The 25,262-nt window shown below is 66.4% G+C and carries 23 protein-coding genes and 1 pseudogene; 11 read left to right on the forward strand and 13 right to left on the reverse strand.

Annotated features, from left to right (window positions below; translation table 11 throughout):
- Positions 1-76 precede the first annotated feature (76 nt).
- Positions 77-829, reverse strand: a complete 753-nt coding sequence (locus DXT59_RS17890; RefSeq protein ID WP_162878129.1) for an Hpt domain-containing response regulator — start codon at positions 827-829, stop codon at positions 77-79.
- A 159-nt stretch (positions 830-988) separates the two neighbouring features.
- Positions 989-1,897 carry a DMT family transporter gene (locus DXT59_RS17895; RefSeq protein WP_116138209.1) on the reverse strand — a complete coding sequence of 303 codons (909 nt, stop codon included), beginning with the start codon at positions 1,895-1,897 and terminating at the stop codon, positions 989-991.
- Positions 1,898-2,144: 247 nt separating this feature from the next.
- On the opposite strand from DXT59_RS17895, the gene DXT59_RS17900 reads away from it, so the two are divergent.
- Positions 2,145-3,011 (forward strand): helix-turn-helix domain-containing protein, encoded by an 867-nt coding sequence (locus DXT59_RS17900; protein WP_116138210.1) that lies wholly within the window; start codon positions 2,145-2,147, stop codon positions 3,009-3,011.
- Here DXT59_RS17900 and DXT59_RS17905 read toward each other — a convergent pair.
- Positions 2,984-3,916: a LysR family transcriptional regulator gene (locus tag DXT59_RS17905; protein ID WP_116138211.1), complete on the reverse strand. Its 933-nt coding sequence runs from the start codon at positions 3,914-3,916 to the stop codon at positions 2,984-2,986. The two genes, DXT59_RS17900 and DXT59_RS17905, sit on opposite strands and share 28 nt — an antisense overlap.
- 154 nt (positions 3,917-4,070) lie before the next feature.
- On the opposite strand from DXT59_RS17905, the gene DXT59_RS17910 reads away from it, so the two are divergent.
- From DXT59_RS17910 to DXT59_RS17920, 3 genes and pseudogenes are all read left to right on the forward strand, one after another.
- Positions 4,071-4,712, forward strand: a complete 642-nt coding sequence (locus DXT59_RS17910) for a glutathione S-transferase family protein (protein WP_116138212.1) — start codon at positions 4,071-4,073, stop codon at positions 4,710-4,712.
- 25 nt (positions 4,713-4,737) lie between these two features.
- Positions 4,738-5,766: pseudogene (locus DXT59_RS17915) on the forward strand (pyridoxamine 5'-phosphate oxidase family protein); the annotation flags it as partial.
- A gap of 115 nt (positions 5,767-5,881) precedes the next feature.
- Entirely contained in the window at positions 5,882-7,189 is a 1,308-nt protein-coding gene (locus tag DXT59_RS17920; protein ID WP_116138214.1) for an Nramp family divalent metal transporter, read from the forward strand.
- Between the two features lie 16 nt (positions 7,190-7,205).
- On the opposite strand, the gene DXT59_RS17925 is transcribed toward DXT59_RS17920, so the two are convergent.
- Positions 7,206-8,513 (reverse strand): DNA topoisomerase IB, encoded by a 1,308-nt coding sequence (locus DXT59_RS17925; RefSeq protein ID WP_116138270.1) that lies wholly within the window; start codon positions 8,511-8,513, stop codon positions 7,206-7,208.
- Positions 8,514-8,626: 113 nt separating this feature from the next.
- Positions 8,627-10,069, reverse strand: coding sequence for an MFS transporter (locus DXT59_RS17930; protein WP_116138215.1), 1,443 nt, complete (start codon positions 10,067-10,069; stop codon positions 8,627-8,629).
- Between the two features lie 144 nt (positions 10,070-10,213).
- Between DXT59_RS17930 and DXT59_RS17935 the strand changes: the two genes are divergently transcribed.
- Positions 10,214-10,978 (forward strand): ArsR/SmtB family transcription factor, encoded by a 765-nt coding sequence (locus tag DXT59_RS17935; RefSeq protein ID WP_116138271.1) that lies wholly within the window; start codon positions 10,214-10,216, stop codon positions 10,976-10,978.
- 28 nt (positions 10,979-11,006) lie between these two features.
- On the opposite strand, the gene DXT59_RS17940 is transcribed toward DXT59_RS17935, so the two are convergent.
- Positions 11,007-11,786 carry an SDR family oxidoreductase gene (locus DXT59_RS17940; RefSeq protein ID WP_116138216.1) on the reverse strand — a complete coding sequence of 260 codons (780 nt, stop codon included), beginning with the start codon at positions 11,784-11,786 and terminating at the stop codon, positions 11,007-11,009.
- Between the two features lie 122 nt (positions 11,787-11,908).
- On the opposite strand from DXT59_RS17940, the gene DXT59_RS17945 reads away from it, so the two are divergent.
- Both DXT59_RS17945 and DXT59_RS17950 read left to right on the forward strand, forming a co-directional pair.
- Positions 11,909-12,322 carry a winged helix-turn-helix transcriptional regulator gene (locus tag DXT59_RS17945; RefSeq protein ID WP_116138272.1) on the forward strand — a complete coding sequence of 138 codons (414 nt, stop codon included), beginning with the start codon at positions 11,909-11,911 and terminating at the stop codon, positions 12,320-12,322.
- Positions 12,323-12,461: 139 nt separating this feature from the next.
- Positions 12,462-14,147, forward strand: coding sequence for a carboxylesterase/lipase family protein (locus DXT59_RS17950; protein WP_116138217.1), 1,686 nt, complete (start codon positions 12,462-12,464; stop codon positions 14,145-14,147).
- 1 nt (position 14,148) lies between these two features.
- Here DXT59_RS17950 and DXT59_RS17955 read toward each other — a convergent pair whose 3' ends face one another.
- Both DXT59_RS17955 and DXT59_RS17960 read right to left on the reverse strand, forming a co-directional pair.
- Positions 14,149-14,841: a Vgb family protein gene (locus DXT59_RS17955; RefSeq protein WP_116138273.1), complete on the reverse strand. Its 693-nt coding sequence runs from the start codon at positions 14,839-14,841 to the stop codon at positions 14,149-14,151.
- A gap of 10 nt (positions 14,842-14,851) precedes the next feature.
- Positions 14,852-16,072 (reverse strand): helix-turn-helix domain-containing protein, encoded by a 1,221-nt coding sequence (locus DXT59_RS17960; protein ID WP_116138218.1) that lies wholly within the window; start codon positions 16,070-16,072, stop codon positions 14,852-14,854.
- A 154-nt stretch (positions 16,073-16,226) separates the two neighbouring features.
- Here DXT59_RS17960 and DXT59_RS17965 point away from each other — a divergent pair, with 154 nt between their 5' ends.
- Together DXT59_RS17965 and DXT59_RS31220 are read left to right on the forward strand one after the other, a co-directional pair.
- A complete protein-coding gene (locus DXT59_RS17965) occupies positions 16,227-16,991 on the forward strand; it encodes a DUF899 domain-containing protein (protein ID WP_116138219.1) in 765 nt (254 codons plus the stop codon).
- Positions 16,972-17,205 carry a hypothetical protein gene (locus DXT59_RS31220; protein WP_240324563.1) on the forward strand — a complete coding sequence of 78 codons (234 nt, stop codon included), beginning with the start codon at positions 16,972-16,974 and terminating at the stop codon, positions 17,203-17,205. The genes DXT59_RS17965 and DXT59_RS31220 overlap by 20 nt, the downstream gene beginning before the upstream one ends.
- Before the next feature lie 5 nt (positions 17,206-17,210).
- On the opposite strand, the gene DXT59_RS17975 is transcribed toward DXT59_RS31220, so the two are convergent.
- From DXT59_RS17975 to argC, 3 genes are all read right to left on the reverse strand, one after another.
- The gene (locus tag DXT59_RS17975; protein ID WP_116138220.1) at positions 17,211-17,783 is read right to left on the reverse strand and encodes a carboxymuconolactone decarboxylase family protein; all 573 of its coding nucleotides are present in this window, start codon (positions 17,781-17,783) and stop codon (positions 17,211-17,213) included.
- A gap of 41 nt (positions 17,784-17,824) precedes the next feature.
- The gene (locus tag DXT59_RS17980) at positions 17,825-19,171 is read right to left on the reverse strand and encodes an aspartate aminotransferase family protein (protein WP_116138221.1); all 1,347 of its coding nucleotides are present in this window, start codon (positions 19,169-19,171) and stop codon (positions 17,825-17,827) included.
- A gap of 85 nt (positions 19,172-19,256) precedes the next feature.
- Positions 19,257-20,183 (reverse strand): N-acetyl-gamma-glutamyl-phosphate reductase, encoded by a 927-nt coding sequence (gene argC, locus DXT59_RS17985; protein ID WP_116138222.1) that lies wholly within the window; start codon positions 20,181-20,183, stop codon positions 19,257-19,259.
- Positions 20,184-20,318: 135 nt separating this feature from the next.
- Here argC and DXT59_RS17990 point away from each other — a divergent pair, with 135 nt between their 5' ends.
- Entirely contained in the window at positions 20,319-21,203 is an 885-nt protein-coding gene (locus tag DXT59_RS17990; RefSeq protein WP_116138223.1) for a LysR family transcriptional regulator, read from the forward strand.
- 23 nt (positions 21,204-21,226) lie between these two features.
- On the opposite strand, the gene DXT59_RS17995 is transcribed toward DXT59_RS17990, so the two are convergent.
- Entirely contained in the window at positions 21,227-22,360 is a 1,134-nt protein-coding gene (locus DXT59_RS17995; protein ID WP_116138224.1) for a WD40/YVTN/BNR-like repeat-containing protein, read from the reverse strand.
- 37 nt (positions 22,361-22,397) lie between these two features.
- A complete protein-coding gene (locus DXT59_RS18000; protein WP_116138225.1) occupies positions 22,398-22,667 on the reverse strand; it encodes a MoaD/ThiS family protein in 270 nt (89 codons plus the stop codon).
- 367 nt (positions 22,668-23,034) lie between these two features.
- Between DXT59_RS18000 and acs the strand changes: the two genes are divergently transcribed.
- Positions 23,035-25,005, forward strand: a complete 1,971-nt coding sequence (gene acs, locus DXT59_RS18005; RefSeq protein WP_116138226.1) for an acetate--CoA ligase — start codon at positions 23,035-23,037, stop codon at positions 25,003-25,005.
- The last annotated feature ends 257 nt before the right edge of the window (positions 25,006-25,262 follow it).

Below are 25,262 nucleotides of genomic sequence, written 5' to 3' on the forward strand. Positions count from 1 at the left end.
GCAGGACGTCAGGACGGGCGAGCAAACCGCGTGCCGCTCGCCGCCTGGGGAGTTCACGCGATGCCGCCGGGCACGGTCAGGCGCCGTTCGCGCGCCGGCCAATACGCGCGCAAAGCAGCAAAAAGCGCTCGATTTGTAGTGCATTCTTGTCGATACCGTCTCGACGCACGTCACGCTGCAAGCGCACGCAAGCGAGGCGTGCACGCCCCGCCTTGACGATGGCCAACGCCCCGTGCAGCCGATGAAGCCGCGCGAGGAAAGCATCGGCATCCGGTACGGCAAGCGCGGCGCGTAACGCGCGCTCGTCGTCGGGCCAGCCGGCGGCAAATGCCTCGTGCAACGCGCTGGGCGCGGTGCTCTGCGCTCGCGGGTCGTCCGCGTCAAGCGGCGTGCTGCCGAGGTGCGCGTGCAGCAATGCGCGCAACTGCGTCATCGAAAACGGCTTGCGCAGCACGGCGGCGAATCCCGGAAGCGGCTCGGCTCTATAGGGCCATGCATCCGCCGGAGCGCCGCTCGCGCGTGCCGACGCCGGCTCGCGCCACGCCGTACCGGCGACGACGGGCATCGCCAGACCATGCGCGCGCAAGGCCGCGAGCAGCGCCTGGCCGCCCATATGCGGCATGCAAAGATCGGTGATGACGAGATGGTAAGGGCGGCTGAGCGCCCAATCGAGCGCGATCGGGCCGTCCGGCGCCGTATCGACGCGGCCGCAGCCCAGCGCGGCCAGTTGGTCGGCAAGAATGAAGCGGGTGAGCGCGTCATCGTCGACGACGAGGATACATGCGTCGGACAGCGCGTACGCGTGGGTCGAAGGGTGATTCTCGAGCATGGCGGGCCTCCGGTGCGAGCGTCGCGCCATGCGTCGGCAGGCGCGACACGAACGAGCGCCGAAGGTAACGCTCGATCCTCGCCGCGGCGGCCTATCGCCTAAAAAAAGGACCACGGACCGGCCCGAACCGCTTGGGCCGATTCGCGGACCGGACCGAAACTATCTGAGCGAGCGCTGGCGCGCGCGCAAAATCGGCAGTTGCCGCAATACGTTGAATGCGATCAGATTGCCGAGCACGACGAGCGCGAGCCCGACGCCCGCCGGCACCGACCATCGATATCCCTCGAAGACGGTCGATACGGCCAGTGCCACGAACGGAAACAGCACCGTGCAATAGGCGGCGCGTTCGGGCCCGATACGCCCGACGAGCATGAGATAGGTCGTGAAGCCGATGACGGAACCCGGCACCGCTAAGTAAATCAGCGCGCCCAGATAGCGCGGGGTCCATTCGGGCTCGAACGAGAAGCCGGCCACGAGGCTGCCGATCGTCAGCACGCAGGCGCCGATCAGCATCGCCCACCCGTTCGTGACGGTGGGATGCAGCCCCATCGATTGCATGCGGCTAGACAGCAAATTGCCGACGGAAAAGCACATCGTGCCCACGAGCGTGATGCCCAAGCCGAGCCACATCGTTCGATCGCCCGCGTGTTGCGCCACTTCAGGGGCGAACAGGCACAAGATGCCGACGAGCCCCAGCACCGCGCCGACGATCGCGCTGGGCTGCAATGCGCGCCCCATGAATAGACGGCCGTTCACGGCGTTGAACAGCGGCGCCGTGGAGAAAACGACGGCGACGAGCCCGCTCGGCACGATCTGCTCGGCGTAATAGAAGCACAGAAAATTGCAGCAAAAGAGCGCGAGCCCTTGGCCGAGCAGCAGCGGCCACGCGGCGCGCGGCGGCCGCATCGGGCGGCGCGTGAGCCGCACGAGTGCAAGCATGACGATGGCCGCGAGCATGAAACGGAAAGCGATCGACACGGGCGGGGCAACCACGCCGGTTTGCCATTTGATCGCAATCCAGGTGGTGCCCCAGATGAGCACGGTGGTGAGATAAAGCAGCAAATTCATAAGAGGCTCGAACGACGTTGAGCGAACCGGTGCGGCTCGCCCCCTGTCCATCCACTATGCAACCGCGGCCCCCCATTTGCGTTGTCTAAGTTTGCGGTTTTATTTCGTCGAACACCGGGCGTACGGGTCCCACTTTCCTTATACTCATCCCGTCATCATCCCATTTCGCATCGCCGCAGCCGTGAACGCGAGCCCCTTCGTCCCCGCTATCACAGACGCCTCGTGCACCGAACCACCGCCATTCGGCATGCACTCGGTGGGGGTTACGCTCGCCAACGCCAATGCGACGCTGGAGCGTTTCGCCTGGCTCGGCGACCGCCTCGCCGCCGCCGTTTGGCGGCGCGACATCGTCGAGGACGAAACGGCGTACGACCAACCGGGCCATCACACGCTCTCGTGCTACTTGGACGGCGGCTATCGCACCGAGCGGCAAAAGCTGCCGGGGCAGTACGGCGCGCCGCAGCGGCTGTGCGCGCTGCCCGGCGATCACGAATCACGCTGGTGGGTGCGCGGCCACATGCATTTCGTGCACCTCTATTTCCTGCCCGAGCATTTCACGCGGCGTGCCGTGCACGAACTCGATCGCGAGCCACGCGAACTCACGCTGGCCGATCGCACTTATTTCGAAGACGCTCACATCGCCACGCTATGCCGCGGGCTCGCCGCGCTGCCGTGGGACGGTCCGGACGAGCGCTTGCGCGCGAACGAGGCCGCTCACGAAATCCTGAGCCTGCTGCTGCGCAGCCAATCGGCACGCCGGGCGGATGCGTCGTTGAAGGGAGGGCTCGCGCCGGCCGTCCGGCGTCGCTTGCGCGACTACATCGAAACGCATCTGGCCGATAAGCTCACGCTGGGCGACCTTTCTGACGTCGCTTGTCTTTCGGAATTCCATCTTTCGCGGATGTTCCGCACGTCGTTCGGCATGCCGCCGCATGCTTGGATCGCCGAGCGGCGGGCCGAACTCGCGCGCGAGTTGCTGCGCACGACCACGCTCGCGGTCGATGAGATCGCGGCTCGCACGGGCTATGCGAACGCAAGCCACTTCGGTCATCGCTTTCGCGCGACGGTCGGGGCTTCGCCGCTCGCTTATCGCCGCGCGCTCACACGGGCTTGATCGGCGCGCGCCAAGTAGGCACGCAACGCATCGATCACGGCCGCCACCTTTGCCGAAGGCTGACGCGTCGAGGGAAAGACCGCCTGGATGGATGCGGGCTCGCCGCTCCAATCGGGGAGGAGCCGCACGAGCCGCCCCGCCGCCAGATCGTCGCCGATCGAGAAATCCGTCAGCAAACCGAACCCCGCTCCCGCCAAGGTCGCGGCACGGCCCGCGCTAGCCGTATTCGCGATGAACGCCCGTTTGCAGCGCACCGTCGCGCGCCGCCCGCTCGCGTCGCGCAGCGACAGCGTGTCGGGATGCGCAAGCGTCGACAACCCGACGAACGGCCAGGCGCCGAGCTCGCTAGGCGAGTTCGGCAAGGGCCGCCCCGCGAGAAACGCGGGGCTCGCGACGATCCACCGCAAGTATTGGCCGAGCCGCGCCGACCGGTAGCTCGAATCCTTCAAATTGCCCAGGCGGACGGCGACATCGATGCGCTCGGCAACCAGATCGACGTAGTCCTCGCCACAGATCAAGTCCACCCCGAGTTCCGGATGCGCGCGCTGCAGCGCGGCGAGGGCCGGCGCCACCACCAGTTCGCCGTAATCGACCGGCGATGCCACGCGGACCACGCCGCGCAACGGCCCGGACGTAGCCGAGATCGCTTCGAGCGCATCGCTCGCGGCGCGCAGACATTCGCGGCTCGCCTCGTAAAGCGTGCGCCCGGCCTCGGTCAAGCTCGAGCGGCGCGTCGTGCGCACGATGAGCGTCACGCCCACCTCCGCTTCGAGCCGCCGCAGGTGGGCGCTGACCATCGTCTTGGCGAGCCCGAGCCGCTCGGCGGCAGCGCTCAGCGAGCCCGCCTCCACGACGGCGGCAAACACGACGAGGCGGTTCAGATTGAGATCGCGCAGATCCGGCATGGTCAATTGTTCGTTCTGAGTGGACTCTGATTGCCCGATTATCCATCTTATCGATTCAATCACGTAGCGATAGACTGTTCCAGGAAGTGGCGGGATACGGCCATCGCCCTCCACGCCACGTCAATGTCAACGTCCACGTCACGAGGAACGAGCCATGTCGCTTTCCCGTCCAGCGCAGCCGATTCGGCTTTACGCGATGCGTCTGTCCGGCCACGCGCACCGCGCCCTGCTGTGTTTGAGCCTGCTTGGCCTGCCCTTCGAGACAGTCGAGGTCGATTTGGTCGCCGGCGAGCAGAAAAGCCCTGAATTCTTGGCGATGAGCCCGTTCGGTCAGGTGCCCGTAATCGTCGACGGCGAGACGGTCCTGTTCGATTCGACGGCAATCCTCGTCTATTTGGCCAAGCGCTACGGCGATCCGTCGTGGCTGCCCGACGATCCGGTCGGCGCGGCCCGCGTCCAGCAGTGGCTGTCGATGGCCTCGGGCCCGATCGCGCATGGCCCCTGCGCCGCGCGGCTCGTCAAGGTGTTCGGGATTCCGATCGATTACGACGTCGCCGTGCGCGTCTCGACGCGATTGTTCGACGTCGTCGAGCCCGCGCTCGGCAAAACGCCGTTCGCCGTCGGCTCGCATCCGACGATTGCCGATATCGCCGCCTATAGCTATATCGCGCATGCGCCCGAGGGCGGAGTGTCGCTCGCCCCCTATCCGAACATTCGTGCCTGGCTCGCCCGCATCGAAGCGCTGCCGGGTTTCGTCGCAATGCCCTCGTCCCCGCTTCCCGCGACGGCCGCCTAACCCTTTTCCGCCAGGAGCCAAGCCCATGAGTACTGCGCCCTCTACTCAGTCCGGTGCCGCGCCGGCCGTTGCCGCGCCGGCCGCTGCCGCGCCAGCCACCGGTTGGGATCTGGACGAGATGCCGTTCCACGTCGGCGAGATAGCCGTGCAGACGCGGGCTGGCGTTCAAGCGAAAGCCGAGGTGGGCGGACGGCGCGGTATTCGGCGCTACATGCCCGAGCAGCACCGGCAGTTCTTCGGGCAACTGCCGTTTATCGTGCTCGGCGGAATCGACGGGCGCGGGCAACCGTGGGCCACGCTGCGCATGGGAGAGCCGGGGTTCGTCTCTTCGCCCGATGCGAGGACGTTACGGATTGCCGGCGAAGCGTTGCCGGACGATCCGCTCGCCGGAGCCTGGCATCCAGGCTCGGCGCTCGGCGGGCTAGGCATCGAATTGCCGACGCGCCGGAGGAATCGCGTAAACGGCACGGTCACGCACGTCGAGGACGATGCACTGACCATCGCCGTGCGCCAAAGCTTCGGCAATTGCGCCAAGTACATCCAAAGCCGCACGCCGACGCGGATCGAACGACCGGATGCGGCCGCCACGCGCGAGCCGGCAACGCGAACAGCAGCCTTGGGCCAGGCCGAGCGCGCGCTGATCGAGCGCAGCGATACGTACTTCATCGCCACGCGCAGCAGCCTGCGCGAGGACGCCGCCGCCCAAGGCGCCGACGTCTCGCACCGGGGTGGGCTGCCGGGATTCGTCCGCGTCGAGGACGAGCGCACCTTCGTCGCCCCCGATTACCGCGGCAACTTGTTTTTCAACACGCTCGGCAATCTCGCCGTCGATGCCCGCGCGGGCCTTCTCTTCATCGACTTCGAGTGCGGCGATTTGCTCTACGTGGCCGCGCATGCCGAGATCGTCTGGGACGAAACAGCGCTGCAAGGCTTCCCCGGCGCCGAGCGGCTCGTCCGATTCTCGGTCGACGAAGTCCTTCGCAGCCCCGGCGCCCTTCCGTTTCGTTGGTCCAAGGTCGAATATGCGCCGCAGTGGCGGAGCGTCGAAGCCGCGTAGCGCGTCGAGCAGCACTACCTCGTCGCATCGCGTCGATTTATAAAAACAATTATCATTCGCATTGCGATAGCTTTTATCATGGACGCCAACAGCAACACTGACGAGGTGCGCCATGACGACTGCGCAAATGCAACTGGGATTGAGCGAACGCACGACGCTCGCGATCGGTGAAGCCCTGGCCGGCAAGGGCGGGCGCGGCCTGTTTGCGCGTACGCGCTCGGCGCTGCTGTTCGCGGGGCCGGCGGTGATCGCCTCCATCGCCTACGTTGATCCGGGCAACTTCGCCACGAACCTGCAGGCCGGCGCGAAGTACGGCTACTCGCTGCTGTGGGTGGTGGTCGCGGCGAACGTCATCGCGATGCTGTTCCAAGGGCTCTCGGCCAAGCTTGGGATCGTGACGAACCGCAATCTTGCCGAGATCAGCCGGGCGCACTTCCCGCTGCCCGTCGTCTACGCGATGTGGGGCGTGAGCGAGATCGCGGCCATGGCGACCGATCTCGCCGAGTTCCTCGGCGGGGCGCTCGGGTTATCGCTGCTGCTGCACGTGCCGCTCATGGTCGGCATGGTTTTGACCGGCATCGTCACCTACGCGATTCTCGCCGCCGAGCGTCAGGGGTTCCGTCCGCTCGAGCTGATCGTCGGGGCGCTGATCGGCACTGTGGCCCTCTCCTATGTCGTCGAACTGATGCTCGTCGACGTCGATTGGTCCGCGGCGGCCCATGGCGCGCTCGTGCCTCGGTTGCAAGGCCCCGGCGCGCTTGCCGTTGCCGTGGGAATTCTCGGCGCCACGGTCATGCCGCATGCCATCTATTTGCATTCGGGCCTCACGCAGAACCGCGCACCGGCCAGCAACGATGGCGCGCGCCGCAAGCTGTTGCGCTTTTCGAATCGCGAGGTCGTCGCCGCGCTTTCGGTCGCCGGGCTCGTCAACGTGGCGATGGTGATCATGGCGAGCGGCGCGTTTCACGCCGGCCACGCCGACATCGCCGAGATCGAAACGGCCTATCGCAGTTTGACGCCGCTGCTCGGCGCCGGCGCGGCGGCGGTTTTCCTCGTCTCGCTGCTGGCCTCCGGTATTTCAAGCTCGGTCGTGGGCACGATGGCCGGACAGATGGTCATGCAAGGCTTCGTCGGCTTTCATATTCCGGTCGGCGTGCGCCGGTTGCTGACGATGGCCCCCGCGTTCATCGTCGTGGCGCTCGGCGTGAATGCGACCGACGCGCTGCTCTATAGCCAAGTGGCGCTGAGCTTCGCGCTGCCCGTACCGATGATCGCGCTCGTCATCGTGACGAGCCGGCGGGAGATCATGGGTGCGTTCGTCAACAGCCGGCGCGTGGCCATCGCCGCCGGGGCGGCGACGGTCGCAATCCTCGCGCTGAACGTCGTGCTCTTGCTGCAAACGTTCGGGCTCGTGCGCTAAGGCGCGGCCTCGCGGGTCACCGTGTGCCGGACGTATGGGAAACCTTCGTCCCACGCGGTTTTGCCACACGCCGCGATTTCGCGAGCAAGCGTACGAGACGCGTGTCCTCGCGAGGCAGAGCGTCGGTCCCGGGAGCTTGCTCGCGGGCCGGTGATTTTCCGTTCGCCCGCTTGCCCGCGCGCTCCGCTCGTTTCGCCAGGGCTTCGCTTGCCCTCGCCTCGCGTTTGACGCGTCTCGCTTCGCGCGCGAGCAGCGTGGCGAAGGCAGCCTCATCGGCCTTCAGGCCGCGGCGCGTCTTCACCTTAGGCAAGTCGCCGAGCGTGCCCGCTTCGAATGCCTCGACGACAGCGGGATGGATGTAGCAGCGCCGGCAAACGGCGGGGGTGTTGCGCAACGCGGAAGAGACGGTTTTGACCGTTTCGAGCAGGTGCTTGTGCCGCTCGGCCGCGGTACGAGGCTCGACGCGCCTGAGCGCCGCCAACGCGAACACGCTGCCGGCCCACGTTCGATAGTCCTTGGCCGTGAAGTCGGCGCCGCTCGCCTCGCGCAGATATTCGTTGATGTCGGACGATCCGACGGGCCGGCGCTCGCCGTCGTCGTCCATGTACTGGAAGAGTTCTCGTCCCGGCAAATCCATGCATTGGCGCACGATGCGGGCAATGCGCGGATCGTCGACATCGACGTCGTGTTCGATCCCGCTCTTGCCGCGAAAGCGAAAGCGCAGGTGCGCCCCGCGCACGGCCGCGTGACGCTTGCGCAACGTGGTCAGGCCGAACGAGCCGTTCTCGCGCGCATATTCCGCGCTGCCCACGCGCACGAGCGTCAGATCGAGCAAGCGCACCACCGTGGCGGCCACCTTCTCCCAAGGCATGCCGGGCGCGCGCAGATCGCGCGCCACGCGCGCGCGGATTTTCGGCAGCGCGTCGCCGAACGCGGCCATGCGCTCGTACTTCGTCGCATCGCGAATCTCGCGCCAGCGAAGGTGATAACGATACTGCTTGCGGCGGCGCGCATCTCGCCCCGTGGCCTGCAAATGCCCGAGGGGATCGGGGCAAATCCACACGTCGGTGTACGCGGGTGGAACGGCGAGCGCGCGGATGCGAGTGAGTTCGTCGTCATCGGTGATTCGCCGGCCGTCCGGATCGAAGTAGACAAAGCGTCCGCGCACGAGCTTACGCGTGATGCCGGGACCGCGATCGTCCACATATCGAAGGTCTTTCGGCAAATCGACAGGTACGGACCGCGACTCGCATGCGCCCGCGGACTCGTCGTCCGCCGGCGGCTTGGCTTGTTGCGTGCGCTTCGATGAACGACGGTTAGGCATATGAATGAACACGAGCCGCAAAGGTGCAGTTCGCTGCAGCACCGCAAGGGCTGTGCCACGGCCCCGGATGAAGCATGCCGGCTCGCAACGGGACCGCCGGCGGGCGTTCGGCATCAGCCATAAGAAGAATCGGCGTGCGAACGCGCGGCGCGGCTCGCGTAGGGAGCTGTCGCGGCCCACCAGACGAGCGCCGCGACCAGCGCGACGGCCGCGGCCGCGCCCAGGACGATCCGCATCGCGCCGACGAACGCCGGAATGGAGCCGATCAACGAACCGAACACCGCCACGCCGAGCGCCGAGCCCGACTGGCGGGCCGAATTGAGCACGCCCGCCGCCACTCCGGCGTACCGGTGCTCGACCGTGGCCAGTGCGGGCGCCGTCGCGGCTGGCGTCACATAGCCCGCGGCAAAGCCGATCGCGACGAGCGGTGCGATCGCCGTCCAGGCCGGCGCGCCCGCCAGGAGCGCCAACAGCGCGAGCGCGCCGGCCGCATAAAGTGCGAACGCGAGCGACATCGAGGCGCGCGCGCCTATGACCTGCGACAAACGATTCGACGCGATCCCGCCGATCGCCACCATCGCCGTCATCGGCAGCAGGGACAAGCCGGTCGTGAGCGGCGTGTAAGCGCGCACGCGCTGGTAATACAAGCTCGCGACGAATAGCAGGCCGTAAAAGACGAATGCCGACGCCATCGAAACAAACGTCGAGCCCGCGAACACGCCGCTGCGAAAGAGCGCCATGGGCAGCATCGCGTCCGCGCTGCGCGACTCGACGAAGACGAACGCGGCCCAGGCGCAGACGGTCACGATCGCACCGGCGACGATCGCGGGAGAGTGCCAGCCCAGCGGCGCGCCTTCGATCAACACGCCGACAAGCGCCGCGAGCGCGACGATCGCGGTCAGTTGTCCCATGGGATCGAACCGGCGCGCGCCCATGGCGGGCGCATCGCGCGCGACTCGGCACGTCATCGCGATGCCCGCGAGGCCGACGGGGACGTTCACGAAGAAGATGCTGCGCCATCCGGCCAAATGGATCAGCGCACCTCCGGCGATCGGGCCGGCCGCCATGGCCACGCCGCCGCAGCCGACCCAGAGCCCGATCGCGCGGGCGCGCGCCTCAGGGCTCGGGCACGCTTGATTGATCAGCTTGAGCGAACACGGAACGAGCATCGCGGCGCCGATACCTTGGAGTGCGCGCGCGGCGACGAGCATCGGCAACGACATCGACAGCGCGCAGGCCGCAGAGGCAAGCGTGAACACGCTCAAGCCGGCCAGGTAGATGTTTCGCGCGCCCAGCCGATCGCCGAGCGTGCCGCCCGTCAACAACAACGCGGCAAAGACGAGCGTGTAGGCGTTGGTCACCCACTGCAGACCGGATATCCGCATCGAGAGCGCCGTCGCGATCCGTTCGAGCGCCACGTTGACGATCGACGTATCGAGAATGACGATGAAGTAACTGATACTCGTCGCCGCGAGCACGCGCCGGCGCTGCGCCGCCGCAAGCGCCGCCGTTGCGGCATTCGCTGCTGACGCCTCGTTGCGTATTCGATTGCCCATCGTTCGCCTCCATCCATGATCCGTCAGATGGCGGCGAGTCTATGCGCGCGGCGGGCCTCGATGCTTCGACGGCGATCGAATCATGCTTCGCGCGATTGCTGCTATTGTGCTTGGGTCCCGCTCGTATCCGATGGAGAGCGCCGCATGGCCTTGCAGCCGAACCTCACCTCCGCCGCCTTTCTGATCGCCGATCCCGCGCGCGCGGCGATCTTGATGAGTCTCGTCGACGGACGCGCGCGCCCGGCGGGCGAACTCGCCTACGCGGCCGGCATCACGGCGCAGACGGCCAGTTCCCATCTAGCGAAGCTGCTGGCGGGTGGGCTGCTGAGCGTGGAGACGCAAGGCCGGCATCGGTACTACCGATTGGCCGGCCCCCACGTCGCGCACGCGCTCGAAATCCTAGCGACGATCGGCCCCGCGCCCGAGGTGCGGCGGCGCCCCGTCGGCGCAAGCGCCGAACCGCTGCTGTTTGCCCGGTGCTGCTACGACCATCTCGCCGGACGGTTAGGCGTGGCGCTGACGCAGGCGCTGCTCGCGCGCGGCTTTCTGGATGGACAAGCCGATAAGCGCTTCGAGGTCACGCCCTCGGGCGTCGAGTGGTTCGCGCGGCTCGGGCTCGATATCGCAGCGATCAAACCGGGCCGCCGCGGCATCGCGCGCCAATGCCTCGATTGGACCGAGCGCGAGCACCATCTCGCCGGGCCCCTCGGAGCCCACGTGCTCGCCGCGTTCTGCGAGCACGGCTGGCTCTTGCGGTCGAAGACATCGCGCGCCGTACAAGTCACACCGAAAGGCGCAGCCTGGCTGCGCGAGACGCTCGGAATCGATGCCGCGACGCTGATGCGCGCGGCGGCCGTCGAAGGTCGTCACGACACCGCCGTTCAGCCCGAACGCGCCTGCGCATCGTGATTCGCCACGCCGGCTGCGCCGAGCGTCCTCAGCCTTCGAGCGCCGCGCCGAAGTGATCGTTGAACGCATGGAACTGCGCCATGTACTTCTCGTACCCCTGCTCGGCCGCAAACCGCAGCGGATGCACGCGCTTGACGAGCACCTCGCGCGCATCGGGCTGGATCTCGAGAATCGTCATCACCTCGTCGATGAACTCCGCGAGCGGCATCGCTTGCGGATCGTTCGCTTGCTGCTCGCCCATGAGCTCGGTCTGCACATAGGGCGGCGCGATCTCGATCACATCGACGTTCGTATCGCGCAATTGATAGCGCAGTGCATCGCTGAACGCGTGGATGGCTGCCTTGGTCGCGCTGTAGGCCGGCGTGTGCGCCAGCGTCAAGAACGCCAAACCCGAGGTCACCGTCGCAATCGTCGAGCGCGGCTGACGCTTGAGCTGCGGCAGCAACGCCGCCGACAGACGGATCGGGGCCAGCAGATTCGTCGCGATCGTCGCTTCGGCCGTCGTGAGGTCGACCTGATCGGCTCGCCAATTTTCGAGCTGCATGATGCCGGCGTTGTGGACGACGACATTGAGCTTCGGGAACGCCTCGGCCATATGCGCGGCAAACGCTTCGATGCCCTTCGCGTCGCGCACGTCGAGCACCGCCGTCTCCATACCCGGGTTCGCCTCGGCGACCTTGCGCAGCGCGTCCTCGCGACGGCCCGCGATGATGACCTCGTTGCCGCGGCGATGAAAGGCCTCGGCCAGGGCGCGACCGATGCCGGAGCCCCCGCCCGTGATGAGAATCGTATTTCCGGTGACTTGCATGGTGTCTCTCCTTCGATTGACGATTGACCGAGGGCAGGATAGCGGCAATACTCTCATTCAGGAAGTAGGCACCGGAATGTGCTATACGTACACGGTAGTAAGTATTGGACGAGATCAAGGCCATGCCCCAACGAAAAGAATCCGCGGCCGGACGCGCCGTCGTCTTCGAATCGCCGACGGGCGAACGCTCGACGCCCGAGATCGACGATGTCGTGATGGAGGTCATCGGCCGTATCGCCGACAAATGGACGATGTGCGTGCTCGAGGTCCTCGCGCAAAACGGCGTGCTGCGCTTCACGCGAATCGGCGAACTCGTCGGCGGCATTAGCCAGCGCATGCTGACGAAGACGCTGCGTCAGTTGGAAGAGGACGGCTTCGTTACGCGCACCGTCTATCCCGAAGTGCCCCCGCGCGTCGAGTATCAGTTGACCGAACTCGGACATAGCCTGTGCGCTGCGTTTTGCGGCGTGTGGCTATGGGCCGAAAAGCACTACGCACAATTGCAATCGCTGCCCAAACGAGAAAAGGCGGCGTAGCGTCCCAGGGCAAAACAGCAATACGTCCTGCTTTTTCGCCAACACCGCGCGCTAGACCCTACCCGGGATCAAGATCGATCCGCCCGCGCTCCGCGTGGGCAAGTGCTATCCCTATCGATCCACCCAGAAAGGGCAAACCATGAATCGCTCATTCACGATCAGGCCATCATCGCGAACCTTCGTCGCGGCATCGGCTCTGTCGCTGCTCTGCTCGCTTTCGCTCGCCGCCGCCACGCCGCCGGCGCTCCCGTCACCGCAAGTCCAGCTCGCCGACGGCGCGATCGCCGGCGAGCGCGCGATAAGCGGGGCTCAACCACTGAATGTCTTTCGCGGTATCCCGTACGCCGCGCCGCCGGTGGACTCGAACCGCTGGCACGCGCCGCAACCGGCGGCCCGCTGGAGCGGCGTGCGCGAGGCGAAGCAGTTCGCCCCGCGCTGCATGCAAATGGACCTGCCCGGCCTCACCTTCCGCTCCGATCGGATGAGCGAAGATTGCCTTTATCTGAACGTCTGGGCGCCGGTCCAACAGCCGAACGAAGCGATGCCCGTGCTCGTCTATTTTCACGGCGGCGGTTTCGCGGTCGGCGACGGCTCCGAGCCGCGCTACGACGGGGCGAATCTCGCGGCGCGCGGCATCGTGGTCGTGACGGTCAACTATCGGCTCGGCGCGTTCGGTTTCATGATGCATCCCGATGCGGCGGGAGAAGGCGGCGCCGGCACCGCGGGCAATTACGGGCTGCTCGATCAGCAAGCGGCGTTGCGGTGGGTGCGCGAGAACATCGCGCGCTTCGGCGGCAATCCCGCCCAGGTCACGATCGCGGGGGAAACGGCCGGCGCGATCGCCGTGAGCGCGCATATGGCATCGCCGACCTCGCGCGGGTTGTTTGCGCGCGCGATCGGAGAGAGCGGCGGCGCGTTTGCGCCCAACGCCTTTTGGCGCCGCGAAAAAGCGGAGCGTGTGGCGCGAGGATTCGCGGCGCTGGCCGGCGCCGAATCGCTGCAAGCGTTGCGCAAGCTATCGGCCGAGCAACTGCAAGCGGCGATGGGTACTTACTCGGCCCCCTCGCCGTCGTTTTGGCCAACCATCGACGGACATTTTCTGACCGACACGCCGGCTGCGATCTTCGAGGCGGGGGCTCAGGCGCCGGTCCCGCTGCTCGTCGGCTCGAACTCGGCGGAAAGCCACGCTCGAACGGTGTATGGCCCCATGGAACCGACCGAGGAAAATTGGTCCATCATCATGCAGGCCGTCTTCGGCAACGCACTGCCGGAAGCGCGCAAATTCTATCCGGGAGGGAACGCCGCCGAAATCGCGCAGTCGGCGACGACGCTCACGAACGACATCACGATCAGCCATAGCGTCTGGCGTTGGATGGATTTGCATCGGCAAACGGGCCGCGCCCCCGTCTATTTCTACTTGTTCACGCATCGCCGCCCGCCGGCCGTCGCGGGCTATGACGACTCAGCACCCGCTACCGGCGCGCCACACCGGTCGGAAATCGTCTATGCGTTGAGCACGCTCGACGAGGACCGTCGCTACCCGTGGAGGAAGGACGATCGCACCGTCGCGCGGATCTTCTCGGGATACATCGAGCAGTTCGTGAAAACAGGCAACCCGAACGGCCGCTACGACAGGCAGTCGAACTTCACGAAGATCGGGCGCGTGCCGGACCTGCAAGCGGCGCCCGATTGGCCCGCCGCGCGGCTCGGCCGCGACGGGATCGTGCGGCAAGTGATTGCGCTGGACACGCACACGATCGAGGATCCGAGCGCCGAACGCCAAGCACTCGTCGAGCGGGTCATGAGTAGCCGCGGCGGGAAGTAAGTCAGGCCCCTTCGCCGGGGGCATCGACGGCGGCCGCCCCGCCGCTCTCGGCCTTGGCACGGCGCGCGGGGCGGCGCACGGTTCTGAGCTTCGCGCTCGTGCCGCCGCCGCAGAAAAAGCGATCGCCCCCGTCCGATTCGAGCCCCGACACGATCATCCCATCGGGCATCGCAAGCGCCTCGATCACCTCGCCCGATTGCGGATCGACATGCCGGATTTCGCTGCGCTCGTCTTCCCAGGTGCCGTGCCACAGTTCACCGTCCACCCACGTGACGCCCGTCACGAACCGGTTCGATTCGATCGTGCGCAATACGGCGCCCGTCTCGGGATCGATTTGGTGAATCTTGCGCGCCTTGTACTGCGCGATCCAAAGCCGCCCCTCCGCCCATGCGAGCCCCGAATGACCGCCGCCCGGCGGCGCTTCGATCGTCGCGAGTACTTGCCCCGTGGCGGGGTCGAGCTTGCGGATGACATCGCCGGCCAATTGAAACAGATGCTTGCCGTCGAAGGCGGTGCCCGCCGATGCGGGTACGTCGAACGTGCGCCGCAGTTGCCCGCTCGCGGGATCGAGGGCACACAGCTTGTCGCCGGCGGCGAACCAGACCCGGCTACCGTCGTAGGTCACGCCCGCCACGTTGTCCACGCCCGGCAACGGCCCGTACTCATGCAAGATTTCGGCATTCGATCGTTTCATGGCGCTCATCCTATTCGTTTGCCCACGGCGTGGGGAGTAACAAAGCCGTCGCGAATCCGATGACGCTCGGGAGCATCCAACGGCGCGCACGCCCCGCTCCGACCGATTGGATCTTGCCGGAGCCGGCCAGCGCGTCGAGGGCTCGCTGCACCGAACGCTGACTCGCGCCCAACGCCAGCGCCAGCGCGGAACTCGACCACGACTCACCGTCGCCGAGCAGCGCGAGCACAGCCGCATGTTTCTCGTCCACGGGCCTCGCCAATACGACGACCTCCGAGGCGAGCGTCGGCATCAGCGCGAAGCCGCGCTTGGTGGCCGTGACATCGGCCACCGGCCGCAGCAACGCGCGCAAGCGGCCGATCTCGACGCGCAGCCGCGCGCGGTGCGACTCGTCGATCGCCTTGGCGCGGAAGGCCCTCGCGATCAACGCCTCTCTGGGCACGTCCTCGGGCCACGCCTGCGCGAGTTCGCACACCAGCGAGAACAATACGGGACGGGAGGTGAGCGAAATATTCGTGTCCGCCACGCGAACCGCGTAACGGCATGCATCGACGATCAAGCGACGCGGCGAGGCGAGCGCCTGCGCTTGCTCCAGCGTAACGGGCCGCGTCCGGCCCTGCGCGATCAAGCGCGCTGCCGGCGCGCTCAGCGCGAGCGCCGCGCGTTCGACCTCGGCGATCAGCGCGTCGATGCCCGATTCGCGCGCGGCTTGTTCGGCTCGCCGCAGCGCATCGCGTGCCTGTGCGGCGTGCAGCCGTCGCAGCGCAATGCCTGCCGCGACGAGTGCGCGCGATGCCCGCAACGCTGCCGGCAATGCGCGCGCCGAATCGGCTTCCAGCACGCGTTCGGCTTCGTCGGGCAGCCCCGTCAACAAAAGACAGCGCGCCTCGAGGCAACGCGCGTGCGCGGCATTGATCCGATCGCCGTGCGCCTCGAGCGCCGCATGCGCCGCGCCGAGCGACTTGCGCGGGCCGCTCAGATCGCGCGCGGCGAGCGCCACCTCGGCTTCGGCCACCACGCAGCGCGCACGAGCCAGCGGCGCCTTGCCGCCGAAGGCGCGCGCCGCGGTGCGCAGCAATACCTTCGCGCGCGCAAGCTCGCCCAGTTGGGCCATGGCGATACCGCGCAGCGCCAGTGCGGGGGCGTCGTCGCGCAGTGCGACGCGGTTCAGGGCGCCGAGCGCGTCGCCCGTCGCGAGGGCACGCGCGGCGGCGGCAATCAGGGCGTCCATGCGAATCCCGCCATACTTGTCACTCCCCCCGGATGGGTGCCGGTCACTAATCTAGCACGTGCCGTCTCGAGAGAAGTTCACGTCTTGCCGGCGCCATGGCTGCCCTGCCTCGCTCGCTGCGCGGCCGCCCGACACTCATTCGAAGGAGAAAACGATGACGACCCATGCGATAGGCACGCGCGAAGCGTGGCTGGCCGCACGGCTTCAGTTGCTCGAAGCCGAAAAAGCGCTGACTCGGCGCAGCGACGAACTCGCCCGGCAGCGCCAAGCGCTGCCCTGGGTGCCGGTGGACAAGACTTACCGGTTCGAAACGGAGCACGGCCCGGCCTCGCTGGCCGACCTATTCGAGGGACGCTCGCAACTGCTCGTTTATCACTTCATGTTCGGCCCCGACTACAAAGCCGGCTGCCCGTCGTGTTCCTCGATCGCCGACGCGCTCGACGGTTTCGCGGTCCATCTCGCGCAGCACGACGTCACGTTGACCGCTGTTTCGCGCGCCTCGCTCGACAAGCTGCAAGCCTACAAGCGGCGCATGGGGTGGACGTTTCCGTGGGCCAGTTCCGGAGACAACGATTTCAACTTCGATTTCAACGTCTCGTTCACGCAGATGCAGCAGCGCGACGGCGAAGTCGAATACAACTACGTGCGTGGCCGCCATGCGATGGACGCCGACCCGGCGCCCGCCCCCGTCGAACAATTCGCGCAAAGCTGCGGGACCGATACGAAGACCTACGCGAGAGACCGGCCCGGCATGAGCGCGTTCGTGCTCGAGGACGGCACGGTCTATCACACGTATTCGACCTATGCCCGCGGGCTCGACGCGTTATGGGGCATGTACCAGTGGCTCGACCGCGCGCCGCTTGGCCGTAACGAGACCGGCGTCTGGTGGAAGCGGCACGATGAGTACGCGCATCGGTGAGTTCGGCGCGCCGGCCCGTGCGAGGTTCGACGCGGCTCTTGGCTTTGCATGGGGCCTGTCGGTTGCCGCCACCCTCTGGGTGTGCCGCTCGATGCCGGCGATGGGCGAGAGTCCGATGCCCGGTGGATGGTCGATGTCGGCGGCATGGATGCCGATGCTGCTGGCGACGGGGGTATTCATGATCGTGCGTGTCGCGGCGAAGGCGCTTGCCTAGGTCCGTCACTCGGCGAACGGCAGCGGCGCATCGCCATCGACTCGCATCCCGAACACGTTGAGCGTCATCGAGACCAAAGCGTAATAGCCGAGCAGGCCCACGAGGTTGACCGTCGTTTCATGGCCGAAGCGCTGCACGGCTTTGTCGAATGTCGTATCCGTCACGCGCTTCGCGTCGTACAACTCTGTCGCGAAGTCGTAAATCAAGGCGTCGTCCGCATCCGCGAAATCGGGGCGCCGCCCCTCGAGCAACGCCTTCGCGACATCGGACGGCAGCCCCGCCTCGAGGGCGATCGGATAGTGGATCTGCCATTCTGCCTGCGCGCGCCACTGGGCCGCCGTCACCAAGATCGCAAGCTCGGAAAGGCGTAACGGCAGACCGGTTTGATAGCGGCAAAACGCGCCGAGCCGCTGCGCCCTCTCGGCGAGTTCGGGACTCGCGATCCAGGCGAGAAACGGACCGGCAAGATTGCCGCGCGGCCCCGACAAGATCTCGTCCAATACGGCCAATTGAGCGGGCGTGGCCGCCGCCCGATCGAATGGCGGCAAGCGGCCGGCCTCGGTTCCTTTCGTGTTCATCGCATCTCCGTCGTTCGTACTAGAGGGCCCCAAAGCGCGAATCACCTTGGCGCCACCGCACCGGCTTCTGTCAGCGCCGCACCGACAGCATCGCACAAGCGCTCGGCGATACGCTCGATATCGCCGGCGGTACAAATGAACGGCGGCGCGAGGAGGACGTGGTCGCCGCGCGTGCCGTCGATCGTTCCGCCCATCGGGTACACCATCAAGCCACGTGCCATCGCTTGCTGCTTGATGAGCGCATTGAGCTTGCATCGTGGGTCGAACGGCGCTTTGCTCTCGCGCTCCAGCACGAATTCGACGCCGACGAACAGACCCCGGCCGCGAATGTCGCCGACATGCGGATGCTGCGCGAACCGTTCGCGCAATATCGCGCGCAATTGCTCGCCGCGGGTCTTCACGTTCGCGAGCAAATCGTCCTCCTCGATCACGCGCTGCACTTCGAGCGCGGCGGCGCAGGCCGTCGCATGTCCCATGTAAGTATGGCCGTGCTGGAAAAAACCCGAACCGCGCACGATGGCGTCGTAGACTCGGTCGCCGACGAGCATTGCGCCGATCGGCTGATAGCCGGCGCCGAGGCCCTTGGCGATCGTCATCAAATCGGGGGAGACGCCCTCTTCCTCGCACGCATAGAGGTAGCCGGTGCGCCCCATTCCGCACATCACTTCATCGAGAATCAAGAGCACGCCGTACTTGTCGCAAACCTCGCGGATCTTGCGGAAGTATCCGGCCACGGGCGGCACCGCGCCCGCGGTTGCACCGACCACCGTCTCGGCCACGAAACCGGCGACAGTATCCGGGCCGAGTTCGAGGATCGTGCGTTCGAGTTCGTCCGCCAATCGCTGAGCGTAGGCTGCCTCCGATTCGCCGCTCGCTTGATTGCGGTACGCATAACAGGGGCTGACGTGATGCGCTTCGATCAGCAGCGGCAGGAACGGTTCGCGCCGCCAAGCGTTGCCGCCGATCGCAAGCGCGCCGAGCGTATTGCCGTGATAGCTCTGGCGCCGCGCGATGAAACGCTTGCGCGCGGGCTGGCCTACTTCCACGAAATACTGGCGCGCGAGCTTCAGCGAGGCCTCGATCGCCTCCGAGCCGCCCGAAACGAAGTACACATGCCCGACACCAGGCGGCGCCTTCGACACGAGCCGCTCGGCCAATGCTTCCGCGGCCTCGGTCGTGAAAAACGACGTGTGCGCGTAGGCCAGTTGGCGGGCCTGCTTCTCGATGGCGTCGATCACGCGCCGGTGGCTATGGCCGAGACACGAGACGGCGGCGCCGCCGCTCGCGTCGATATAGCGCTTGCCCGTGGAGTCGACGATCTCGATGCCGTCTCCGGCCACGGCGATGGGCAACGGCTTGTTCGGCATCCGATGGAAAACATAGGACATGGGCACTCCGATTCCAACAACATACAACGTTACAAACAATACTAACACAACATATGTTGTTATAAGATGCGCGCCCACGTCGCATCTACGCACCAAGCATCAAATCGAGATTCTGCACGGCTGCGCCGGAGGCGCCTTTGCCGAGGTTGTCGAATACGGCCGACAGCAGTACCTGCCCCCGGTCCGCATTGACGAACACGCCCAACCGCAAGTCGTTCGTCCCGTTCAACGCTTGCGGATCGAGATGCGTTGCGGCACGGGCATCGGCGAGCGGCATCACCTGCACGTGCCGCGCGCCCGCATAGCGCTCGGTCAGACACGCATGCAACCGTTCGCCGCCGGTGCCGGCCGGGAGCAAGCGCAACGCAATGGGGATCGTCAACACGATGCCTTGCCTGAATGCGCCGTAGGCGGGAACGAAGAATGGACGATGCGCCAAGCCCGCGTGCAACTCGATCTCGGGCGTGTGCTTATGTTCGAGCGCCAGTCCATACACCTTGAACGGCGCGGCGTGCGACGCCTCGCCCGACTCGTATTCGTCGATCGCGGCCCGCCCGCCGCCCGAATAGCCCGAGACCGCATGGATCGCAACCGGATAGTCGCGCGGCAGCAGACCTGCCTCGATCAGCGGACGCAGCAGCGCGATCGCGCCAGTCGGATAGCAACCCGGGTTCGTCACTCGCTCGGCGCGCGCGATACGTTGCGCTTGCCCCTCGTCCAGTTCAGGTAATCCGTAGACCCATTGCGGCTGCGTGCGATGGGCCGAGCTTGCATCGATCACCCGCACCTCGGGGCGACGGATAGCGGCCACCGCTTCGCGCGCGGCGGCATCGGGCAGACACAATATGGCGATGTCGCAATCGTTGATGGCCTCGCCTCGGCGTTGCAGGTCCTTGCGCTCGGCGCTGGGCAGCGTGACCAGACGAAGGTCCGTTCTGCCGCGTAGGCGCTCGTGAATCTGCAACCCGGTCGTGCCCTGGTCGCCATCGATGAAAACGGTCGGAACATGCATGCGATCGCCCTCCTTCGGTGCGGTTTTCGAAAATGGAGACCGTATCGTGCGCCCAGCACCTCACCTATGAAAAGTTGAATTTCATAACGATGTAATTCATGATTTCTGAATCACCGATATTCATGGAGACCGCCGATGCGCGAGATCAGCTTGGACCGTTTGCGCACGCTCGTGGCGATCGCGGACCACGGCTCGTTCGCAGGCGCCGCGCAAGTGCTCCATCTCGCGCCGCCGACGGTCAGCCTACACATCGCCGAACTCGAAAGCCGAATCGGCGCACCGCTGCTTTCACGCAAGCGCGGCAACGTTCGCCCGTCGCCGATCGGGGACGTGCTCGTCGAGCGCGCGCGGCGTCTGCTGGCCGAGGTCGAATCGACACTCGACGATGTCAGCCGGCAAGTGCAGGGCCTCGCGGGCCGCGTCCGCCTCGGTGCATCGACGGGCGCAATCGCGCATCTACTGCCGCAAGCGATCGCGCAACTGCGCGAACATCACCCCGATATCGACGTCCAGATCGCCGTGCTGACCTCGCAAGAAACGCTGGCGCGCCTCGCTCAGGGCACGCTCGATGTCGGCATCGTCGCCTTGCCGCAATCGACAGCGGCGGGGCTCGCGATACGGCCTTGGCGGCGCGATCCCGTCATGGCATTCCTGCCGGCCGATTGGAATCCGCCCGCGCGCGTCACGCCCGCTTGGCTCGCCGCACAGCCGCTGATTCTGAACGACGCGAACACGCGGCTTTCGCGGCAGACGTCGGAATGGTTCGCGCTCGGCGGCTATCGGCCGGCCGCGCGGATCGAGTTGAACTACAACGATGCGATCAAAAGTCTCGTGGCCGCAGGGTACGGCGCGACGCTGCTGCCGCACGAGGCCGGGGCCGCGCGCTCGGATCCTCGCATCGCCATGCGGCCGCTGCGTCCCGCGTTATGGCGCGAACTGGGCATCGCGCATCGAACCGGCAACGTCGAGCGCGCCACCGGGCACGTACTCGACGCACTGTGGGCGCTCAAGGCGCGCTAACACGCGATCTCGATCCCGAGCGTTTACCCGAAACTCACGTGATAGATAGGCGGCAGATGCGCCGAGATTTCCCGCCAGCTTTCGCCGGCGTCGTCGGATGCCCATAGCCCGCCCGTCGTCGAACCCATCGCGAGGCGGTTCCCCGTCGAATCGATGGCGAGCCCGTGGCGATAGACCAAATCGTAGGCAGGCGCCGGCGGCAGCCCCTCCGAGAACGCCTCGAACGTACGGCCCCCGTCGCGCGTGCGCGTAACGACGAACCGGCCGTCCACGGGAATGCGGCAGGCGTCTCTGACGGCGGGCACGAACCAGGCGGTATCGGGATCGCGCGGATGAACGGCCACCGCAAAACCGAAGTTAGACGGCTCGGCCTCGACGCGCGTCCAACGTTCGCCGCCGTCGGTCGAGCGGAAAATCGCGCAATGATGTTGCGTCCAGAGCATATCGGGCGCGGCCAGGCACTGGACGACGCGATGAGGATCTTGCGCGTTTTCTTCCTCGCGCCGCTCGGGCGGCATGTAATCGGCTTGCATGCCTTTCGACGACGGACGCCATGTGCCGCCGCCGTCATGCGTTTGCCAGACGCCGCCCGACGACACCGCGATCGTCACGTGCCGGCTGTCGCGTGGATCGACCAGTACCGAATGGATGCCCGCATGGTCGTACCCGCCGCCGCCCCACTCGCGACGCTCGGGGCGGTCCCATAACGCGCGGTTCAATGTCCATGTCGTCCCGCGGTCGTCCGAGCGAAACAGCCCGCCCGGAATCGTCCCCGCCCAGAGCGCGCCGGGTTCGTCATTCCCGCCGGGCTCGAGCGTCCAAATCTGCTCCAGCGACCATAACGGTTCGCTCGCCGCCGGGCTTTGCGAATCGGAAGGTTCGGCCGCCGCTTGCGCGTCAGGCTGCTGAGGGTACATGGGTGCCGCGCACGGCTCCCATTCGCCGGCGCCCGCGGGCAGACGATGCAGCTTGACGCCGAAGTGACCGAGATTGAGCGCGGCATAGAGGGTGCCGTCGCGCGGATCGGCAAGCGCCGAAGTGACAGGCTCGCCGATGAAGTGAAGCGCCGCTTGCCGCCAACGCCGAGGGTTCACATCGTCCCGCTCGAAGATGAATAGTCCTTTGCGGGTACCTACGATCAAGCGGTCGTCGTTCACGCTATGTCTCCGTCTTTGTCGTCACGGGCCTGGCCCTTCAGCCCCCCGATAGTGCCTGCACCACATAAATACGCGAGTCAGTCTCCACCGGATCCGACAAACGGCGGCGATCGCGCAGGGGCCGGCCGTCGACGAATACCGACAAATGCCGGCGCAGCCCGCCCTGATCGTCCAGGATGTATCCGCGCAGACGCGGCTCGTCCGCGAAAACGATCGACAGCGCTTCGTCCACCGAGCGCGCGGCGACATCGCGCTCCGGCATCGCGATGTGCCGTTGAATCGAGGCCGCGAAAAACAAATGCGCCATGATAGATAGGCGTTTTGGCTAAGGTGCTTAAGTGTAGTCGAAGCCGGCGGGGCTGATTTTTCTCGCGCGAACGCTTGGGCGAAACGGATTTGCGCTTTTGGCCGGGCGGATGAAACGTTCCACGCCGATCGCCGCCGAGCTTACGAAGCTGCCCTATTCCAAGCATCGCGATGCGTCCCACTGTCGCGGCCTGAAACACCGCATCGTCGCAATCTGAAGCAGTACCCGGCGTCCCGGGAGCCCCAGCCGAAGGCCGATCCGCGTCAATCCGCGTCAGACCGGCGCCGCACCGATTGGCATACATGTTGCATCCCTCGCGCCGCATCGACCTACTACGACATTAGCGGAGACACCTGTGACCACCTCGATGGAATTGCCCAGTCAGAAGCAGCGATTCGAGCCGCCCGCCGAGATTCGATCCGGCGCGAACGTCGCCGGCATCGATGCCTATCGCGCGCTCGTGGCTGAAGCCGAGCGCGATTACGAAGGATTCTGGGGCCGCCTGGCGCGCGAGACGCTCGAATGGCGCAAGCCGTTCTCGAAGGTACTCGACGCATCCAATGCCCCCTTCTATACGTGGTTCGAAGACGGCGAACTGAACGCTTCCCACAACTGCCTCGACCGGCATGTCGCCGCCGGCCACGGCGAGCGCGTCGCGATCGTCTTCGAGGCCGACGACGGCACCGTCACGCGCGTCACGTACGCCCAGTTGCTGTCGCGCGTCGCACGATTCGCCAACGCCCTGAAGCGGCGCGGCATCAAGCGGGGCGAGCGCGTCGTCATCTACATGCCGATGTCGATCGAGGGTATCGTCGCCATGCAAGCGTGCGCGCGCATCGGCGCGACGCACTCGGTCGTGTTCGGCGGATTCTCGGCCAAATCGTTGCATGAGCGGATCGTCGACGTAGGCGCCGTCGCGCTGATCACCGCCGACGAACAAGTGCGCGGCGGCAAAACGTTGCCGCTCAAGCAGATCGCCGACGAAGCGCTCGCCATGGGCCATTGCGATGCCGTGCGTACGGTCATTGTCTATCGCCGCACCGGCGGCAAGATCGCGTGGGACGACAGCCGCGATCTGTGGATGCATGAGGTCGTCGAGCACGAACCGGACACCTGCGAGCCGGAATGGGTCGGCGCCGAGCATCCGCTCTTCATTCTCTATACGTCCGGCTCGACGGGCAAACCGAAAGGCGTGCAGCACAGCACGGGCGGCTACCTGCTCTGGGCCGTGCAGACGATGAAGTGGACGTTCGACTGGAAGCGCGAAGACGTGTTCTGGTGCACGGCCGATATCGGCTGGATCACGGGCCATACGTATATCGCCTACGGGCCGCTCGCGCTCGGGGCGACGCAAGTCGTGTTCGAGGGCGTCCCGACCTATCCGAACGCCGGGCGGTTCTGGAAGATGATCGCCGATCACCAGGTCTCGCTGTTCTATACGGCTCCTACGGCAATCCGCTCGCTGATCAAAGCGGCCGATGCCGACGAGAGCGTGCACCCCGACCGCTACGACCTCACGAGCCTGCGCATCATCGGCACCGTCGGCGAGCCGATCAACCCCGAGGCTTGGCTCTGGTATCGCAAGCACGTCGGCGGCGAGCGCTGTCCTGTCGTCGACACATGGTGGCAAACCGAAACGGGCGGACACATGATCGCGCCGCTCCCAGGCGCCGTCGCGACCGTCCCCGGTTCGTGCACGCTGCCGCTGCCCGGCATCATGGCCGCCGTCGTCGACGAAACGGGTCAGGACGTACCCGACGGACAGGGCGGCATACTCGTCGTGAAACGGCCCTGGCCCTCGATGGTTCGGACGATCTGGGGCGACCCCGAGCGGTTCAAGGCGAGCTACTACCCGGCCGAACTCGGCGGGGCGCTCTACCTTGCCGGCGACGGCGCCGTGCGTGACCGGGAAACCGCCTACTTCACGATCACGGGGCGGATCGACGACGTACTCAACGTCTCCGGTCACCGGCTTGGGACGATGGAGATCGAATCCGCGCTCGTCGCGCACGAACTCGTCGCGGAAGCCGCCGTCGTGGGACGGCCCGATGCGACGACCGGCGAAGCGGTGGTGGCCTTCGTCACGCTCAAGCGCGCGCTGCCCGAAGGCGACGAAGCGGAGCAACTCGCGAAGACGCTGCGCGACTGGGTCGGCAAGGAAATCGGGCCCATCGCCAAACCGAAGGAGATCCGCTTCGGCGAGAACCTCCCGAAAACGCGCTCGGGCAAGATCATGCGCCGCCTATTGCGCTCGCTCGCGAAGGGAGATGCGATCGTGCAAGACATCTCCACGCTCGAAAACCCCGACATTCTGGATCAACTCGGCCGGGCCGTCTAAACCGGCCCGCGTCGCTTCGCCGATGCGCGCCACCCGCGCGTATCGGCATCCAAGCCCCGCCTCGGCCTAAGCGCCGAAGTCCATCCCGGGTCCGCTCCGATCGTATCGCTCATCCGGCGACGACGGCTGCACGCCTGCACGACCGGCCCCGACAGGGCCGAGCCGCGCACGCGCTTCTCAAAGCGTTCGATCGTTAATTAGTACTCCTATTTAAACCGGAGTGCCGATTCGATCAATCGATACCAACCCATGGAGGT

It is taken from the genome of Trinickia diaoshuihuensis, from assembly GCF_003390925.1.
Taxonomy (GTDB): domain Bacteria; phylum Pseudomonadota; class Gammaproteobacteria; order Burkholderiales; family Burkholderiaceae; genus Trinickia; species Trinickia diaoshuihuensis.

Excerpts from the sequence above, each read along its gene's own strand:
- DXT59_RS17890 (WP_162878129.1), bottom strand. The coding sequence starts at position 829 with ATGCTCGAGAATCACCCTTCGACCCACGCGTACGCGCTGTCCGACGCA.
- DXT59_RS17895 (WP_116138209.1), bottom strand. The coding sequence starts at position 1,897 with ATGAATTTGCTGCTTTATCTCACCACCGTGCTCATCTGGGGCACCACC.
- DXT59_RS17900 (WP_116138210.1), top strand. The coding sequence starts at position 2,145 with ATGCACTCGGTGGGGGTTACGCTCGCCAACGCCAATGCGACGCTGGAG.
- DXT59_RS17905 (WP_116138211.1), bottom strand. The coding sequence starts at position 3,916 with ATGCCGGATCTGCGCGATCTCAATCTGAACCGCCTCGTCGTGTTTGCC.
- DXT59_RS17910 (WP_116138212.1), top strand. The coding sequence starts at position 4,071 with ATGTCGCTTTCCCGTCCAGCGCAGCCGATTCGGCTTTACGCGATGCGT.
- DXT59_RS17920 (WP_116138214.1), top strand. The coding sequence starts at position 5,882 with ATGACGACTGCGCAAATGCAACTGGGATTGAGCGAACGCACGACGCTC.
- DXT59_RS17925 (WP_116138270.1), bottom strand. The coding sequence starts at position 8,513 with ATGCCTAACCGTCGTTCATCGAAGCGCACGCAACAAGCCAAGCCGCCG.
- DXT59_RS17930 (WP_116138215.1), bottom strand. The coding sequence starts at position 10,069 with ATGGGCAATCGAATACGCAACGAGGCGTCAGCAGCGAATGCCGCAACG.
- DXT59_RS17935 (WP_116138271.1), top strand. The coding sequence starts at position 10,214 with ATGGCCTTGCAGCCGAACCTCACCTCCGCCGCCTTTCTGATCGCCGAT.
- DXT59_RS17940 (WP_116138216.1), bottom strand. The coding sequence starts at position 11,786 with ATGCAAGTCACCGGAAATACGATTCTCATCACGGGCGGGGGCTCCGGC.
- DXT59_RS17945 (WP_116138272.1), top strand. The coding sequence starts at position 11,909 with ATGCCCCAACGAAAAGAATCCGCGGCCGGACGCGCCGTCGTCTTCGAA.
- DXT59_RS17950 (WP_116138217.1), top strand. The coding sequence starts at position 12,462 with ATGAATCGCTCATTCACGATCAGGCCATCATCGCGAACCTTCGTCGCG.
- DXT59_RS17955 (WP_116138273.1), bottom strand. The coding sequence starts at position 14,841 with ATGAAACGATCGAATGCCGAAATCTTGCATGAGTACGGGCCGTTGCCG.
- DXT59_RS17960 (WP_116138218.1), bottom strand. The coding sequence starts at position 16,072 with ATGGACGCCCTGATTGCCGCCGCCGCGCGTGCCCTCGCGACGGGCGAC.
- DXT59_RS17965 (WP_116138219.1), top strand. The coding sequence starts at position 16,227 with ATGACGACCCATGCGATAGGCACGCGCGAAGCGTGGCTGGCCGCACGG.
- DXT59_RS31220 (WP_240324563.1), top strand. The coding sequence starts at position 16,972 with ATGAGTACGCGCATCGGTGAGTTCGGCGCGCCGGCCCGTGCGAGGTTC.
- DXT59_RS17975 (WP_116138220.1), bottom strand. The coding sequence starts at position 17,783 with ATGAACACGAAAGGAACCGAGGCCGGCCGCTTGCCGCCATTCGATCGG.
- DXT59_RS17980 (WP_116138221.1), bottom strand. The coding sequence starts at position 19,171 with ATGTCCTATGTTTTCCATCGGATGCCGAACAAGCCGTTGCCCATCGCC.
- argC (WP_116138222.1), bottom strand. The coding sequence starts at position 20,183 with ATGCATGTTCCGACCGTTTTCATCGATGGCGACCAGGGCACGACCGGG.
- DXT59_RS17990 (WP_116138223.1), top strand. The coding sequence starts at position 20,319 with ATGCGCGAGATCAGCTTGGACCGTTTGCGCACGCTCGTGGCGATCGCG.
- DXT59_RS18000 (WP_116138225.1), bottom strand. The coding sequence starts at position 22,667 with ATGGCGCATTTGTTTTTCGCGGCCTCGATTCAACGGCACATCGCGATG.
- acs (WP_116138226.1), top strand. The coding sequence starts at position 23,035 with ATGGAATTGCCCAGTCAGAAGCAGCGATTCGAGCCGCCCGCCGAGATT.